The following is a 16,689-nucleotide window of genomic DNA, read 5'->3' on the forward strand; positions in this document are numbered from 1 at the left end:
GCGCTGCACCTGGCCGGCCGCAGCCTGGGCACCGGCGTGGCCATGCAGCTCGCCGCCCGCCTGGCCGCCGCCGGCCGCCCGGTGGCCAGCGTCGCGCTCATCACACCGCTGAAGAGCTTGCGCGCGGTGCTGCGCCGCAACCCGCTGCTCGCGCCGCTGACGCCGTGGCTGCGCTCGCCGCTGGACTCGGTGGCCGCCGCGCGGGCCTTGCACTGCGAGGTGCTGGTGCTGCTGGCCGAACGCGACCGCCAGGTGCCACACGCGCACTCGCACACGCTCGTGCAGGCCCTGCGCAACGCAGGCTCCGCCGTCACCGTGCACCAGCTGGCCGGCACCAACCACCGCAGCCTGGCGCGCACGCCGGCGGCCATGCACAGGCTGGGCGGCTGGCTGCTGGCGGCGTCCAAGGCCGAGCTCAACCCGCGCTGAAGCCGCCCCCCTATAACCGCACTCCTCGCTGGCTAACCCCCTTGTCGTCGCTGGGGTGGGTACCTAGCGTCGGTCTCCCACAAGACCTATGGAGACAACATGACCCACCCTGTCCGCAGCTCACTCGCCGCCGCAGCTCTCGCCGTCCTGTTGGCAGGCCCCGCCAGCGCCGTCACCTTCAGCGACGCCTTCTTCTTCGGCGACAGCCTGTCCGACACCGGCAACATTCTGGTGGCCACCGGCGGCACCATCCCCGCTACGCCGCCCTACTTCAACGGCCGCTTCTCCAACGGCCCGGTCTGGGTCGAGTACCTCGCCGCCGGCATCGGCCATGCCGACGCCGCCAAGGCCAGCCTGCTGGGCGGCCACAACTACGCCTTCGGCGGCGCACGCACCAGCAATGCCGGCGCGAGCGACCTGCTCAGCCAGGTGGGCAGCTTTGTCAGCGCGCTGCCGGCAATGGCCGACGCCAATGCGCTCTACGTCGTCGTGGCTGGCGGCAACGACATGCGCGACGCCCGCAGCGGCAACCCGGCCAATATCGGTGCCGCAGCGGTGGCCGCAACCGACAACCTCAAGGCCGCCATCGGCCTGCTGGCCGGCAAGGGCGCCAAGAACATCCTCGTGGCCAACCTGCCCGACCTTGGCAAGACGCCGGAGGCCGTCGGGCTCGGCGTGACCGCCGCGTCCACACAGGCGACCGACGCCTTCAACTCACTGATGGGCGGCGTGGTCAGCTACGGCCAGGGCCTGGGGCTCACGATGAGCTTCTTCGACTTCGCGGCCCTGGGCGCTGCGGTGCGCACCGACGCGCTCACCAATGGCGGCGCCCTCTACGGCATCACCAACGTCTTCACGCCCTGCGGCGCCTTCCAGGGCTCGGTCGGCATCTCCTGCGATGTCTCGCAGTTCTCCGATGCCCTGCACCCCTCGGCCGCGTCGCACGCCCTGATGGGCGCAGCAGCCATTGCCGCCGTGCCCGAGCCTGAAACCTATGGCCTGATGGCGCTGGGCCTGGGCGTTATCGGCTTCATGGCGCGGCGCCGCCGGCCCACCGCCTGAGCAAAGCAGCCGGGGCCGCGACAGCCTGGAAGAATCGCGGCCCATGAAGCTCAACCAAGCCCTGCCCGCCCTGGCCGCCGCCGCAATCTCCAGCACCGCCCTCGCGGGCGACGGCCAGTTCCAGCTGCTGGTGCTGGCCATGCCCACCAAGTACCACTACGAGTACATCCCGGTGGCGCGCGAGAGCTTCGAGAAGCTGGCCAAGCTGCACGCCTTCGACCTGACCTGGGCCGCCCAGCCCTATGCCTTCGAGGGCGACCTCAGCAAGTACGCGGCGGTCGTGCTGCTGAACAGCTCGGGCGAGGAGTTCAACGAGGCGCAAAGGGCAGGTTTCGAGCGCTACATGAAGGCCGGCGGCAACGCCGTCGTCGTGCACCGCGCCATCATCAGCAAGTCGGGCCTGTGGCCCTGGTACGAGAAGCTGGTCGGCCGCAGCTTCGTCATTCACCCCATGCTGCAGACGGCCGTCGTCACCAAGGCCGACCCGGCCCACTCCGCCACCTTCGGCCTGCCGGACAAATGGATCTGGAGCGACGAGTGGTATGAGTTCAGCAACCCGCACGGCGTGACCGTGAACCCCGTGCTGACCGTGGACGAGCGCACCTACGACCCGAAGAAGATCTGGCCCGGCCAGGTCGCCAACGGCATGGGCGCCAACCACCCGGTGAGCTGGTGGCAGGGCTACGAGAAAGGCCGCGTGTTCGTCACGGCGCTGGGGCACAACGCCGAGATGTACAAGGACGCGAGGTATCTGGACCACCTCTGGGGCGGCGTGTGGTGGGCCGCCACCGGGCGCTGACGAGCCCGACTCAGGCTACTTCGAGAACCAGCCAGCGATGCGCTGCTTGATGCGCAGGAAGAAGCCGGCGCGCTCCACGTCGGCAAGCGCCACGACCGGCGCCTCGCCGAGCGACTTGCCGTTGGCCACCGCGACGATCTTGCCGATCACCGCGCCCTTGGCGATCGGCGCCTCCAGGCCCGGGTTCAGCGTCACCTCGGTCTTGACCGCGGCCGCCTGGCCCTTGGGCACCACCAGCGTCCACGGCTTGGCGGCGCCCGCCGCCACCTCGGGCACCACGCCATAAAGCACCTTGGCATTCGTCAGCGCAGCGCCCGGCTGGGTCGGCGTCGCTTCCTCGAAATTGGCGTAGCCCCAGTTGAACAGCACGCGGGTCTGGTCCGCCCGGGCCTGCTTGCTGTTCGCGTTCATGATGACCGAGATCAGGCGCATGCCGTTGCGCTTGGACGAGGCCGTCAGGCAGTAGCCGGCGTCCTCCGTGTGCCCGGTCTTGAGCCCGTCGACCGTCGGGTCGGTGTAGAGCAGCATGTTGCGGTTGCCCTGCTTGATGCGGTTGTAGGTGAACTCGCGCTCGGCGTAGATCGGGTAGTACTCGCCGCTGTTGCGGATGATGGCCGCGGCCAGCACGGCCAGGTCCTTCGCTGACGCCTTGTTGTTGGGGTCGGGCAGGCCGGCTGCGTTCGCGAACTGCGTCTTCGTCATGCCGAGCTTCGCGGCCTCGGCATTCATCAGCGTGACGAAGCCGGCCTCCGAGCCGCCGATGTGTTCGGCCAAGGCCTTGGAGGCGTCGTTGCCGCTGGCGATGACCACGCCGCGCAGCATGTCCATCAAGGAGGCCTTCTCGTTGAGCGGCACGAACATGCAGCTGTCGCCGTCCTTGCCGCCACGGCACCAGGCGCTCTCGCTCATGGTGACCATCTCGTCGGGCTTGAGCTTGCCGCTCTTCAGGCCCTGCTCCACCAGGTAGCTGGTCATCATCTTGGTCAGTGATGCGGGCGGCAGCGGTTCGTCGGGGTTGGAAGACGCGAGCACCTGGCCCGTGTTGAAGTCCATCAGGACCCAGGCCTTGTTTTCGAGCACGGGGATGGACCGCCCGTTGGCGTCGGTCGTCATCGCCTGCTCGGCAGGCGCCGACTTGGCCTTGCGGGCAGCGGCCGCGTGCGGCTTGGACTTGCCATGCGGCGCAGCGGTGGCGACGCCGGCTGAGCCCGCCAAGAGGGCGCTGGCCAGGAGGGAGGGAAGGAGACGGGAAAGGGGGGATTTGCGTGTCATGGAGATGCTTGCTGAAGAAGCCGGTCGGTAGCTCGTCGCGATCAATGCGCTGGTGCCCCAGGCGCCGGTGAGGTTCTGCCGTTGGCGCGAAACACACCCGCCGTCGGCAGTGACGGCAAGATGAATCGGCATCGGCAGGTGCGCCATGCACGTGATCGCTGGGGGGCCTGGGCGATTGTGGCGGGTTGGCAGCGCAGGACGAGCTTCAGCGCCTTGGCGGGCGACCTGCGCCGAGTAACAGTTGAATGCCGCGACGCGCGTCAAGCTGCTGAGCGGTTCGGCCCAGGGTCACCGCGGGCACCTTCGTGCCGGCACACTGCGCCGTCATGAACGCCACCCGCCGCCTGATGACCCTCCTGCCCCTGGCCGGCCTGCTGCCGGCGGTCGCCCTAGCCGCCACGGCTGCACCTGCCGTGCTGCCCCTGTGGCCTGAAGGCGTGCCCGACCGCATGCGGCCCGACGCCCCCGCCACGCGCGGCGACCTTGGCCCCGAGCGGGTGGACGCGAACGGCGCCATCGCCAACGTCTCGCTGCCCACGCTCACCGTCGTGCCGCCCGCCGTCGACCGCCATCTATCAACCCAGGGCACCGCCGTCATCCTCTGCCCGGGCGGCGGCTACCGCTACCTGTCGTGGCAGCGCGAAGGCCTGCAATACGCCGCCTGGCTGAGCACGCTGGGCATCACCACCTTCATCCTGAAAAGCCGCCTGGAGGAATGGGGCCACCCCGCGCCGCTGCAGGACGTGCTGCGCGCCATCCGCCTGGTGCGCTCGCGCGCGGCCGAGTTCGGCGTCGACCCCAAGCGCGTCGGCATCATGGGCAGCTCCGCCGGCGGCCACCTGGCGGCCAGCGCCAGCACGCTGTGGGACCACCCCGACGGCCGCACCGGCGCCGCGCTGGACAACAGCGTCAGCGCCCGGCCCGACTTCGCCGTCCTCGTCTACCCCGTCATCACGATGACCGACCCCGCCGCCCACGCCGGCTCGCGCCGCGCGCTGCTGGGCAGCACGCCTGCTCCAGCGCTGCTGGCACTGATGTCCGCCGAGCAGCAGGTGACCGCCGCCACGCCGCCCACTCTGCTGCTGCACACGCAGGGCGACAAGACGGTACCGGTGGACAACAGCCTCCTGTACTACCAGGCCCTCACCCGGGCCGGTGTGCCGGCCGAGCTGTACGTGTTCGAGCAGGGCGGGCACGGCATTGGCATGCGGGATGGGCTGGGCACGGCGTCGGCCTGGCCGAGGCGGGCGGAGGACTGGCTGCGGCAGCGGGGGTTGTTGGGTACGGCGGGGCGGTGACGCGGGCGGGTGGCCACGGAAATCCGGAGGATTCAGGACGGGTACGGCGGGAGCTCAGCAGTGGAGGAGGATGCTCGGAACTCCGCGCCTCGCGCCGGCCTTCATCCCGCTAGAGTGCCGGGCCGGCGCCTGCCGTGACCGTAGCCTCCAGAAGTCGAGGCCGGCCAGCCCACGAGACCATGAATCACCAAGCCCTTTCTTCCTTCATCTGGTCCGTCGCCGACCTGCTGCGTGGCGACTACAAGCAATCTGAGTACGGCCGTGTCATCCTGCCCTTCACCGTACTGCGGCGCCTGGACTGCGTGCTGGAGGGCACCAAGCCGGCCGTGTTGAAGGAGTTGGAGGTCAGGACCAAGGGCGGCGTGAACCCCGATGCCTACCTGCGGCGCAAGGCGGGCCAGAGCTTCTACAACATCTGGCCAGGTGACTTGACCGCGCTGCTGGGCGACCAGGACCACATCCGCCAGAACCTCTACGCCTACGTCCAGGCCTTCTCACCCGCGGCACGCGACATCTTCGAACGCTTCGACTTCTTCACCCAGGTCGAGCGCCTGGCCAAGGCCAACCTGCTCTACCTTGTCACCGAGAAGTTCGCCAACATCGACCTGCACCCGGAGGCCGTCAGCAATGCCGCCATGGGCGCCGTGTTCGAGGAGCTGATCCGCAAGTTCGCCGAAATCTCGAACGAAACAGCCGGAGAGCACTTCACGCCGCGCGAGGTCATACGCCTGATGGTGGACCTCATCTTCATCGAGGACGACGACGTGCTGAACCCGGGCAACGCCGTGGTCCGCACCATCTACGACCCGACCGCTGGCACCGGCGGCATGCTGTCGGTGGCGGGCGAATACCTGCTGCAACACAACCCGCAGGCACGGCTCACCATGTACGGCCAGGAGCTCAACGACGAGAGCTACGCCATCTGCAAGGCCGACATGCTCATCAAGGGCCAGCCGGTGGAGAACATCGTCGTGGGCAACACCCTCAGCGACGACGGCCACGCCCACACCAAGTTCGACTACATGCTCTCCAATCCGCCATTCGGCGTGGAGTGGAAGAAGGTCGAGAAGGCCGTGCGACAGGAGCATGAGCAGAAGGGCTTCGACGGCCGCTTCGGCCCCGGCCTGCCGCGCGTCAGCGACGGCTCCATGCTGTTCCTGATGCACCTGCTGTCCAAGATGTCGCCCGTGGTCAACGGCGAAGGCGGCTGCCGCTTCGGCATCGTGCTCAACGGCTCACCGCTGTTCACCGGCGGCGCCGGCAGCGGCGAGAGCGAGATCCGCCGCTATGTGCTGGAGAACGACCTGGTGGAGGCCATCGTCGGCCTGCCCAGCGACATGTTCTACAACACCGGCATCGCGACCTACGTCTGGGTGTTGTCCAACAAGAAGCCGGCCGACCGCAAGGGTTACGTCCAGCTCATCGACGCCAGCGGCTTCTGGCAAAAGATGCGCAAGAGCCTGGGCTCCAAGCGCAAGGAGATGAGCGACGCCCACATCGCCACCGTCACGCGGCTGTTCGGCGGCTTCACCGAGGCCGAGCTGGTCACCGTGTTCGACGCCGCCGGCCGGCCTCTGGGCGAGCCACTACTCGTCACCGGCACGGACCAGCCACCCGCTGCCCCCGAAGGCGGCCGCCTGAAGCGCGTGCCCATTGCGCGCATCTTCCGCAACGAAGAGTTCGGTTACACCACCCTCACCGTGGAGCGCCCGCTGCGCGATAAAGCCGGCCAGGTGGTGCTGGGCCTCAAGGGCAAGCTCAAGGGCAAGCCCCAGCCCGACAGCGCGCTGCGCGACACCGAGAACGTGCCGCTGGGCGAAGACATCGCGGCCTACTTTCAACGCGAGGTGCTGCCGCATGCGCCGGACGCCTGGATCGACGAGGAGAAGAGCAAGGTCGGCTACGAGATCCCGTTCAACCGCCACTTCTACGTCTTTGAGCCGCCGCGCAGCCTGCATGCGATTGATGAGGAGCTGAAGATCGTCACAACCAGCATCATGAAGATGCTGGGGGAGTTGGCGGAATGAGTTTGCCGAGGTATCGCGCATACAAGGACAGCGGTGTGACTTGGCTCGGTGCTGTGCCTGAGCATTGGGCTGTGAAACGGTTCAAGTGGCTGATTGAGCGCAATGACGGCGGCGTCTGGGGTGATGACCCAGACGGCAATGACGACACCGTTGTGCTGCGTTCAACCGATCAGACGGCCGACGGTCATTGGAAGCTTGATGAGCCTGCCTTGCGCAAGCTGTCGGAGTCCGACCGTCGCGGCGCAACCTTAGAGATCGGAGACCTGCTGGTTACGAAGTCCAGCGGTAGCGCGCTGCACATTGGCAAGACAACCCTTGTTGACGAGAGAGTGGGAGACCTTGGTGGTTGCTACTCGAACTTCATGCAGCGCCTCAGGCTCAATGCGGGGCTCTTGCCAAAGCTTGCTTGGTACGTGATGAACAACGAGCTTGCACGCAGTCAATTCGATCTGGCCTCGAACTCCACGACAGGGCTTGCCAACCTCAATGGGACGATGATTTCAGACGTGCTCGTTCCGGTGCCGGGCACGTTGGAGCAAGCCTCCATCACCACCTTCCTCGACCACGAAACCGCCAAGATCGATGGGCTGATTGCGGAGCAGGAAAAGCTCATCGCGCTGCTGGCCGAAAAGCGCCAGGCCACCATCTCCCACGCTGTCACCCGCGGCCTGAACCCCCAGGCCCCCATGAAGGATTCCGGTGTGTCGTGGTTGGGGGAGGTGCCGGCGCATTGGGAGGTTAGGGCGCTGCGCCGCGTCATTGCAACCATCGAGCAAGGTTGGAGTCCGGAATGCCACGCCCGGGAGGCGGAAGCGACCGAATGGGGCGTGCTGAAGGCGGGTTGCTTGAACGGTGGCGTGTTCCGGCCCTCGGAGAACAAGGCGTTGCCGCCGGACTTGTCTCCGGAGCAGAAGTACGAAGTTCGCGTCGGCGATGTGCTGATGTCTCGCGCCAGCGGCTCACCTGAGCTGGTCGGCTCGACGGCACTGGTCACAACGACGCGGCCGGGCCTGATGCTGTCGGACAAGATTTTTCGGCTTCACCTCCAGGAGGCTGTCGCGCCGAGCTACTTCGTCGCGGTGATGGGTTCGTTGGGCCTGCGCGCCCAAATCGAAAACGCATTGAGCGGTGGCAATGGCATGGCCAACAACCTGCCCCAATCCAGCCTGCTGACGTTCTCCATGACGGTGCCGCCACAGAGTGAGCAGCAGGAGATCGTGGATTTCGTCGACGGGGAAGTCGGCAGGATCGATAGCCTGAGGGGCGAATCGGAGCGCGCCATCGCCTTGCTGAAGGAACGCCGCTCCGCCCTCATCGCCGCCGCCGTCACCGGCCAGATCGACGTGCGCGGCCTCACCGCCGCCGGAGTGCCAAGAACCCCATGAACGCCAGCACGCCCAAGACCATCCAGATCTTCCTGCCTAGCGGCGAGCCCACGGGCATTCGCGTGGCTGAGATCACCACGCRCATCGTTCAGGTGATCGAGGTGCCGCGCAAACGGCTGCCGCAGTTCTTCGCCATGCCGGAGAGCACGCAGGTGGCGGTGTACTACCTGGTGGCCACGCCCGAGGACGGCAGCGCGCCGCAGGTGTACGTGGGCCAGACGGGCGACCTGCGCGCGCGCCTGGCCGACCACGACAAGAAGAAGGACTTCTGGGAGCGGGCGCTGGTGCTGGTGTCGCGCACGCATTCGCTCACGCAGACACATGCCCTGTTCCTGGAGTGGCTGAGCCTGGACACGGCGCGCCGCGTGGGGCGGTACAGCGACTCCAACGGCAACGCGGGCAGCCGGCCGCACACACCGGCCCCGCTGGAGGCGGATTGCCGCGAGGTGTTCGAGACGGGCCAGATCCTGCTGGCCACGCTGGGCCACCCGCTGTTTGCGGCGCTGCCGCAGGCCGACCAACGCGCCAAGGCGGCCGAGTTGTTCTTCTGCCGCTCGGGCGGCGTGGAGGGCCGGGGGCTCTACACCACCGAGGGTTTCGTGGTACTGGCGGGGTCGGTGGGGCGGCTGGCGCATGTGCCGTCCATCCAGGGCACGAGTGACGCGAACTTCCGCGACAAGCTGCTGCGCGAGGGCGTGATGGCGGCCGAGGGCGACACGGTGCGCTTCACGCGCGACCACCTCTTTCGCTCGCCCAGCATGGCGGCGGTGGCGCTGCTGGGGCGCACGGCCAATGGCTGGCTGGAGTGGAAGGCCGAAGACGGGCAGACGCTGGACGCGATGAAGCGGCGAGCGATCGAGGCCGAGGGCACTGCCCTCGGGTGAACTCGGCAACTGAAGAAAATGTGCGCTACATCAACGTTGTTGAAGAAAACGTGTGATGGCTGACGTTTTTACGCCCGACGCTGCGGCCGCCACCCAAAAGGCCGGCGATCAACTGAAGAAAATATTTGTGAATCAATCAATTTTGATAATAATTCTTCTGGCCTGAAGATTTTCCAGGCCACACCCCCAAGAGACATGAGCGACATCGGCTACGCCTGGATTCAAGACGCCGTGGGTGCCCCGGACTTCCTGGGCACCCAGCGCGCTCGGCTGGCGCCGGTCAGCCGCATCGAGCGCCTGGCGGATGGCACGCTGCTGGTGCCACACAAGCTGGCCCCGGCGCCCTCGCTGTTGCAACAGGCGCTGTTTGCGCTGAAGCACGAAGGCGTGCGGCTGGACCTGCTGGCACTGGCGCTGCGGCGCGTGCCGGCGGCGGAGCTGGCAGCCCTGGTGCGCGCAACGCCCAACAGCGTATACGGCCGCAAGCTGGGTTACTTGTGGGAGGCCTGGCATGGCCGGACCCTGCCAGACCTGGCCGAGACGGGCGTGGCCGCTGCCTACGTGCCGCTGTTCGACCCCGAGGCCTACGCCGTGGGCCAGCCGCGGCGCGACCCGCGCTGGCGCGTGGAGTTCAATGGTCTGGGCGAGTTGGACTTCTGCCCTGTGGTGCGCAGGACACCGGCGCTGGCGGACCGGCTGGCGAAGGACGTGCTGAGCCAGGCCCAGGCGTTCGCCGAGTCCGTGGGCGCGGCCCTGATGGAGCGGGCGCTGGCCTGGGCCTACCTGAGCGAGACCGAGGGCTCGTTTGCCATCGAGGGAGAGGCGCCCAGCCACGACAAGGCGGCGCGGTTTGCCGCCCTGCTGAAGCAGGCGCATGAGCAGCGGCCTCTCACTGAGGAGCTGCTGGTGGCGTGGCAGAACGCCACGGTGTCCAACCCGTTCGACCTGGCCGCGCAGTTCCGCACGGAGCAAAACCGGCTGCAAAAAGACATGCCCGGCGCAGCCGGTGTGACCTATGTCCCGCCCGAGCCCGAGCTGGCCGCCGTACTGATGGCGGGCCTCATGCGCCTGGCCAACCAACGCCCACCGGGGCTGGATGCGCTGGTGCACGCTGCGGTGGTGTCGTTCGCGTTCGTGTTCATCCACCCCTTCATGGACGGCAATGGGCGGCTGTCGCGCTTCCTGGTCCACCACTGCCTGGGGCAGTCGGGCCGGCTGCCGCCGCAATTCCTGCTGCCCATCTCCGTGGCGATGAAGAAGCACGAGGCCGCCTATCTCCAGGCGTTGACCGCCTTCAGCAAACCGGCGCGCCAGTTGTGCGAGGTGACCTGGGCCGGTGACGAGCAGTACGCCTATGCCTGGGCCGCAGACGCCGATGCGTGGTTCCGCTACGTGGACCTGACGGACGCCGCAGTCTTCATGCTGGACATGGCCGAGGCGTCGCTGGACACGCACATGCGGCAGGAGGTGGAGTTCCTGACCCTGTTCGACCGGGCGAAGGCTTTCATCGATGCCCGCCACGACCTACGCGGCAGCGACCTGGCGACCCTGATCGTGACGATCTTCCAGAACGGCGGCACGCTGTCGAGCAACCGGCGCAAGCGCTACGCCGAGCGTGTGCAGCCCGAGGTGCTGGACGCCATCGAGGATGCGGTGCGCCGGGCCATGCAGGGCCAGGCACTCGATGAAGCCGGTTAGGCTGCGCGCACACCGAGCAATGGCTGCAAGGCCACCACCCCGAGCTGCTGGACAACCCATGAACCTGCACCAGGAACGGCACTTCGAGGCCGAGATCTGCCAGCACCTGGCCGCCCATGGCTGGCTGCATGCCGAGGGCGATGCGGCGCTGTTCGACCGCGCCAGCGGCCTGTTCATGCCCGACCTGCTGGCCTGGGTGCAGGCCACGCAGCCCGAGAGCTGGCAGCGCCTGGGCAAGACCCACGGCCCGGCGCTGGCTAACGTGCTGGCCGAGCGGGTGCGCAAGAGCCTGAACGAGCGCGGCACGCTGGACGTGCTGCGGCGCGGCGTGGAGTTGCTGGGCCTGCCGGCGCCGCTGATGCTGGCGCAGTTCAAGCCGGCGCTGGCCATCAACCCGGCCACCCAGGCCGCCTATGCCGCCAACCGGCTGCGCGTGGTGCAGCAGGTCTGCCATTCGCCGAACAACCCCAAGGCGGAGCTGGACCTGGTGCTGTTCGTCAACGGCGTTGCGGTGGCGACGGCCGAGCTGAAATCGGACTTCACGCAGAGCGTGCATGACGCGGTGGACCAGTACCGCTTCGACCGCAACCCGGCGCCCAAGGGCGGCGTGCTGGAGCCGTTGCTGGGCTTCCCGGGCGGGGCGCTGGTGCACTTCGCGGTGAGCCAGTCGGAAGTGATGATGACGACGCGGCTGGCCGGGCCGGCGACGAGCTTCCTGCCCTTCAACCGGGGCAATGAGGGCGCCGCCGGCAACGCGCCGAACCCGGCGGGCTTTGCCACGGCCTATCTGTGGGAAGAGGTGTGGGCGCGGGAGAGCTGGCTGGATATCCTGCACCGCTACCTTACGGCCAAGCGCGACGACAAGAAGCAGCTCAAGAGCGTCGTCTTCCCGCGCTATCACCAGCTGGATGTGACGCGGGCGCTGGTGGCCGATGTCTTGGCCCAAGGCGCGGGCCAGCGCTACCTGATCCAGCACTCGGCCGGCTCGGGCAAGACCAACTCGATTGCCTGGACAGCGCACTTCCTGGCCGACCTGCACGACGCCGAGCACAAGAAGATTTTCGACAGCGTGCTGGTGGTCAGCGACCGCAACGTGCTGGACGCGCAGTTGCAGGAAGCCATCTTCGACTTCGAGCGCACGACGGGCGTGGTGGCGAGCATCACGAACGAGCACGGCAGCAAGAGCGCGCAACTGTCGCAGGCGCTGAAGGACGGCAAGAAGATCATCGTCTGCACCATCCAGACTTTTCCCTTCGCCTTGCAGGCGGTTCAGGAGCTGGCCGCCACCGAGGGCAAGCGCTTCGCGGTGATTGCCGACGAGGCGCACAGCTCTCAGACCGGTGAGGCGGCGGCCAAGCTGAAGCAGCTGTTGTCGGCGCAGGAGTGGGCCGAGTTGCAGGACGGTGGCGAGGTGGACACCGAGGCGCTGCTGGCCGCGCAGATGGCGGCGCGCAGTGGCGACGGCGCTGGCGCGAAGGGCTTGACCTACGTGGCCTTCACTGCAACGCCCAAGCAGAAGACGCTGGAGCTGTTCGGCCGGCCCGGCCCCGATGGGCTGCCGCAGCCTTTCCACGTCTATTCGATGCGGCAGGCCATCGAAGAGGGCTTCATCCTGGACGTGCTGAGGAACTACACCAGCTACAAGCTGGCCTTCAAGCTGGCGCACGACGGCAAGGAGTACGACGAGGCGCAGGTGGAGCGCAGTGCGGCCATGAAGGGGATCATGCAGTGGGTGCGGCTGCACCCGTACAACATCTCGCAGAAGGTGCAGGTTGTCGTCGAGCACTACCGCGAGAACGTGCAGCCGCTGCTGGCCGGCCGCGCCAAGGCCATGGTGGTGGTGGGCTCGCGCCGCGAGGCCGTGCGCTGGCAGAAGGCCATACGCGCCTACATCGCCAAGCAGAACTACCCGCTGGGCGTGCTGGTAGCCTTCTCGGGTGAAGTGAATGACGCCGACAGCTATCCGCAGGCCGTTACGGAGGCCAGCAAGGACCTGAACCCCGGCCTGAAGGGCCGCGACATCCGCGAGGCCTTTGCTGATTCCGACTATCACCTGCTGCTGGTGGCCAACAAGTTCCAGACCGGCTTTGACCAGCCGCTGCTCTGCGGCATGTACATCGACAAGATGCTGGGCGGCATCCAGGCGGTGCAGACGCTGTCGCGCCTGAACCGCGCGCACCCGGGCAAGGACACGACCTACATCCTGGACTTCGTCAACGAAGCCGGCGACATCCTGAAGGCCTTCAAGACCTACTACGAGACGGCTGAACTTGAGGCCACGACCGACCCGCACCTGGTCTACGACCTGCGAGCCAAGCTCGATGCCAGCGGCAACTACGACGACTTCGAGGTGGAGCGCGTGGCCAAGGTGGACACGGATCCCAATGGCACGCAGAAGGCATTGGACGCGGCCATCGCGCCCGTGGCCGACCGCCTGCTGAAGCGCTACAAGGCGGCGCAACAAGACATGTCGGCCGCGGAAGATCGGCAAGACGACAAGGCCGCAAAGTCGGCCAAGGATGCGCTGGACGCTTTGCTGCTGTTCAAGAACGACATGGCGGCCTACGTGCGGCTCTACGCCTTCCTGTCGCAGATCTTTGACTACGGCAACACCGACATCGAGAAGCGCTTCCTGTTCTTCAAGCGGCTCATTCCGCTGCTGACCTTCGGCCGCGAGCGCGACACGGTGGACCTGAGCCAGGTGGTGCTGACCCATCACACGCTGAAGAACCGCGGCAAGCAGGCGATGAGCCTGAACGCAGACGGCAGCTACAAGCTACCGCCGATGGACGCAGTGGGCAGCGGCTCGGTGCAGGAGAAGCAGCAGGCCTATCTGGTCGAAATCATCCAGAAGGTGAACGGCCTGTTCGAGGGCGAGCTGAGCGACGACGACCAACTCGTCTACGTGAACGGCGTGCTCAAGGGCAAGCTGCTGGAGAACGAGATGCTGATGCAGCAGGCCGCCAGCAACAGCAAGGAGCAGTTCGCCAACTCGCCCGACCTCAAGGACGCGCTGATGCACGCCATCATGGATGCGCTGGATGCCCACACCACGATGAGCACGCAGGCGCTGGGCTCGGAACGCGTGCGGGACGGGTTGAAGGACATCCTGTTGGGGCCGGCTCAGTTGTACGAGGCGCTGCGGGCTCGGTCGGGCTCTAGCGCTGGCGACAGACCTTAGCCACAGGAAAGCAAAAGGCTCACAAGCCTTTCAGCTCGTGAGCCCCAGTTACGCCGCTTCGGCAAATGCACGCTGCGCGTGCGTGCGACGACGTCGTCAAACGTCGATGTTGCCCGCGCGAAGCGCGTTGGTCTCAATGAAGTCCCGCCGCGGCTCCACCTCGTCGCCCATCAGCATCGTGAAGACCTTGTCCGCCTCGATGGCGTCGTCGATCTGCACGCGCAGCAGGCGGCGCACGTTCGGGTCCATCGTCGTTTCCCAGAGCTGCTCGGGGTTCATCTCGCCCAGGCCCTTGTAGCGCTGGCGGCCGACGGCGCCTTCGGCTTGGCTCATGAGCCAGGCCATGGCGGCGCGGAAGTCGTCGACCTTGCTTTCCTTGGCCTTCTCGCCCTCGCCCTTGCGCACCATGGCGCCGTGCTGGATGAGGCCCTGGAAGCTGAGGCCCGCGTCGGCCAGCACTTCGTAGTCGGCGCCATGCACGAAGTCGGCGGAGATGACGCTGGCGCGCACGTTGCCGTGGTGGGTGCGAGCGATCTTGAGAAACAGCTTGTCGGTGCGCGGGTCGGTCTCCACCGTCACCAGCGCGTCGTGCAGCAGGCCCTTGAGGCTGGCGGCGCTGGCCTCGGCGGCTTCAGCGGTGTCGAGGTCCAACGCCAGGCCATTGGCCAGCACGTGCAGGGCTTCGATGTCCATCCAGTTGGACAGGCGGCCGATGACGGCCTGCGCGGCGACGTACTTGCGCGCCAGCGTGTCCAGCGTGTCGCCCTTGAGCGTGTTGCCCGTGCCCGTATCCAGCGACGCGTCTTGAAGCGCGACCTTGAGCAGGAAGCTGTCGAGCTCGGGCGCGTCCTTCAGGTATTGCTCGTGCTTGCCGACCTTGACCTTGTAGAGCGGCGGCTGGGCGATGTAGATGTGGCCGCGCTCGCAGAGCTCGGGCATCTGGCGGTAGAAGAAGGTCAGCAGCAGCGTGCGGATGTGGGCGCCGTCCACGTCCGCGTCGGTCATGATGATGATGCGGTGGTAGCGGAGCTTGTCGGGGTTGAAGTCGTCGGTGCCCGCGCCGCGGCCGATGCCGGTGCCTAACGCGGTGATCAGCGTGATGATTTCATTGCTGGTCAGCAGCTTCTCGTAGCGGGCCTTCTCGACGTTCAGGATCTTGCCGCGCAGCGGCAGGATCGCCTGGAACTTGCGGTCGCGGCCCTGCTTGGCGGAGCCACCGGCGGAGTCGCCCTCGACGATGTAGATCTCGCACTGGGCGGGGTCTTTTTCCTGGCAGTCGGCCAGCTTGCCGGGCAGGCCCAGGCCGTCGAGCACGCCCTTGCGGCGCGTCATCTCGCGTGCCTTGCGCGCGGCTTCGCGGGCGCGGGCGGCGTCGAGGATCTTGCCGCAGATGATCTTGGCGTCGAGCGGGTTCTCGAGCAGGTAGTCGGTCAGCAGGCGGGAGACGATGTCTTCCACCGGGCCGCGCACTTCCGAGCTGACGAGCTTGTCCTTGGTCTGCGAGCTGAACTTGGGCTCGGGCACCTTGACGGAGACAACGCAGGCCAGGCCTTCGCGCATGTCGTCACCGGCGACTTCGACCTTGGCCTTCTTGGCCAGCTCGTTGTCGTCGATGTACTTGTTGATGACGCGGGTCATCGCGGCGCGCAGGCCGGTCAGGTGGGTGCCGCCGTCGCGCTGCGGGATGTTGTTGGTGAAGCAGAGGACGTTCTCGTTGAAGCCGTCGTTCCACTGCATCGCCACTTCGACGCCGATGTTGGTCTGCTGGTCGCTCATCTTGTCGCCCTGGGCGTGGAAGATGTTCGGGTGCAGGGTGGTCTTGCCCTTGTTGATGAACTCGACAAAGCCCTTCACGCCGCCGGCATAGGCGAAGTTGTCTTCCTTGTTGTTGCGCTCGTCGACAAGGCGGATCTTCACGCCGTTGTTCAGGAACGAGAGCTCGCGCAGGCGCTTGGCGAGGATGTCGTAGTGGAAGTCGTTGTTCTGCTGAAAGATCTCGGTGTCGGGCAGGAAGTGGACTTCCGTGCCGCGCTTGTCGGTCTCGCCGGTGATCTTCATCGGCCGGGTCTCGAAGCCGTTGACCATGACGCTTTCAGCGTCCTGCGGCACGCCCTTGGCGAACTCGATGAAGTGGACCTTGCCGTTCTGGCGCACGGTCAGGCGCAGGAACTTGGACAGGCCGTTCACGCAACTCACGCCCACGCCGTGCAGGCCGCCGGAGACCTTGTACGAGTTCTGGTTGAACTTGCCGCCGGCGTGCAGCTCGGTCAGTGCGATCTCGGCGGCAGAGCGCTTGGGCTCGTGCTTGTCGTCCATCTTGACGCCCGTGGGGATGCCGCGGCCGTTGTCGATGACGGAGATGGAGTTGTCGGTGTGGATGGTGACGACGATGTCGTCGCAGTGGCCGGCCAGGGCCTCGTCGATGGAGTTGTCCACCACTTCAAACACGAGGTGGTGCAGGCCGGTGCCGTCCGACGTGTCGCCGATGTACATGCCGGGGCGCTTGCGCACGGCCTCCAGGCCTTCCAGGATCTGGATGGAGTCGGCGTCGTAGACGGCGCCCGACTTGGCCTCGGCGGCCGCAGCCGCTTGCTGCTTTTCGTTCAGGCCATCGGGGTGGTCGGCGCTGCTGGAAACATCACTCATCGGGAACT

Annotated in this window: 11 protein-coding genes; 9 read left to right on the top strand and 2 right to left on the bottom strand. The window is 66.9% G+C overall.

What is annotated here, in order from left to right; genetic code table 11:
* The 3 genes from ACXRVZ_RS18445 to ACXRVZ_RS18455 form a co-directional block, all read left to right on the top strand.
* Positions 1–429, top strand: a 429-nt coding sequence (locus ACXRVZ_RS18445; RefSeq protein ID WP_458232675.1) for an alpha/beta hydrolase family protein, incomplete at its 5' end; no start/stop codon positions are given.
* Between the two features lie 99 nt (positions 430–528).
* Positions 529–1,491 carry an SGNH/GDSL hydrolase family protein gene (locus ACXRVZ_RS18450; RefSeq protein WP_457425096.1) on the top strand — a complete coding sequence of 321 codons (963 nt, stop codon included), beginning with the start codon at positions 529–531 and terminating at the stop codon, positions 1,489–1,491.
* A gap of 43 nt (positions 1,492–1,534) precedes the next feature.
* Complete coding sequence (locus ACXRVZ_RS18455) at positions 1,535–2,290, top strand: ThuA domain-containing protein (protein WP_457425094.1); 756 nt, start codon at positions 1,535–1,537, stop codon at positions 2,288–2,290.
* A 15-nt stretch (positions 2,291–2,305) separates the two neighbouring features.
* On the opposite strand, the gene ACXRVZ_RS18460 is transcribed toward ACXRVZ_RS18455, so the two are convergent.
* Positions 2,306–3,505: a D-alanyl-D-alanine carboxypeptidase family protein gene (locus ACXRVZ_RS18460; protein WP_457425092.1), complete on the bottom strand. Its 1,200-nt coding sequence runs from the start codon at positions 3,503–3,505 to the stop codon at positions 2,306–2,308.
* A gap of 404 nt (positions 3,506–3,909) precedes the next feature.
* Between ACXRVZ_RS18460 and ACXRVZ_RS18465 the strand changes: the two genes are divergently transcribed.
* The 6 genes from ACXRVZ_RS18465 (at position 3,910) to ACXRVZ_RS18490 (ending at position 14,035) form a co-directional block, all read left to right on the top strand.
* Positions 3,910–4,860 carry an alpha/beta hydrolase gene (locus ACXRVZ_RS18465; RefSeq protein WP_457425090.1) on the top strand — a complete coding sequence of 317 codons (951 nt, stop codon included), beginning with the start codon at positions 3,910–3,912 and terminating at the stop codon, positions 4,858–4,860.
* 179 nt (positions 4,861–5,039) lie between these two features.
* Complete coding sequence (locus tag ACXRVZ_RS18470) at positions 5,040–6,887, top strand: type I restriction-modification system subunit M (RefSeq protein ID WP_457425088.1); 1,848 nt, start codon at positions 5,040–5,042, stop codon at positions 6,885–6,887.
* Positions 6,888–6,958: 71 nt separating this feature from the next.
* On the top strand, positions 6,959–8,272 hold the full coding sequence (locus ACXRVZ_RS18475; RefSeq protein WP_457425086.1) for a hypothetical protein: 1,314 nt from the start codon (positions 6,959–6,961) through the stop codon (positions 8,270–8,272).
* Positions 8,269–9,156 carry a GIY-YIG nuclease family protein gene (locus ACXRVZ_RS18480; protein ID WP_458232676.1) on the top strand — a complete coding sequence of 296 codons (888 nt, stop codon included), beginning with the start codon at positions 8,269–8,271 and terminating at the stop codon, positions 9,154–9,156. Before ACXRVZ_RS18475 ends, ACXRVZ_RS18480 begins: the two co-directional genes overlap by 4 nt.
* 195 nt (positions 9,157–9,351) lie before the next feature.
* Positions 9,352–10,854 (top strand): Fic family protein, encoded by a 1,503-nt coding sequence (locus ACXRVZ_RS18485; protein WP_457425082.1) that lies wholly within the window; start codon positions 9,352–9,354, stop codon positions 10,852–10,854.
* A 58-nt stretch (positions 10,855–10,912) separates the two neighbouring features.
* Positions 10,913–14,035 (top strand): type I restriction endonuclease subunit R, encoded by a 3,123-nt coding sequence (locus tag ACXRVZ_RS18490; protein ID WP_457425080.1) that lies wholly within the window; start codon positions 10,913–10,915, stop codon positions 14,033–14,035.
* Positions 14,036–14,131: 96 nt separating this feature from the next.
* Here ACXRVZ_RS18490 and gyrB read toward each other — a convergent pair whose 3' ends face one another.
* Positions 14,132–16,681: a DNA topoisomerase (ATP-hydrolyzing) subunit B gene (gene gyrB / locus ACXRVZ_RS18495; protein ID WP_457425078.1), complete on the bottom strand. Its 2,550-nt coding sequence runs from the start codon at positions 16,679–16,681 to the stop codon at positions 14,132–14,134.
* Positions 16,682–16,689: the final 8 nt, after the last annotated feature.

The organism is Roseateles sp. P5_E8, from assembly GCF_054177665.1.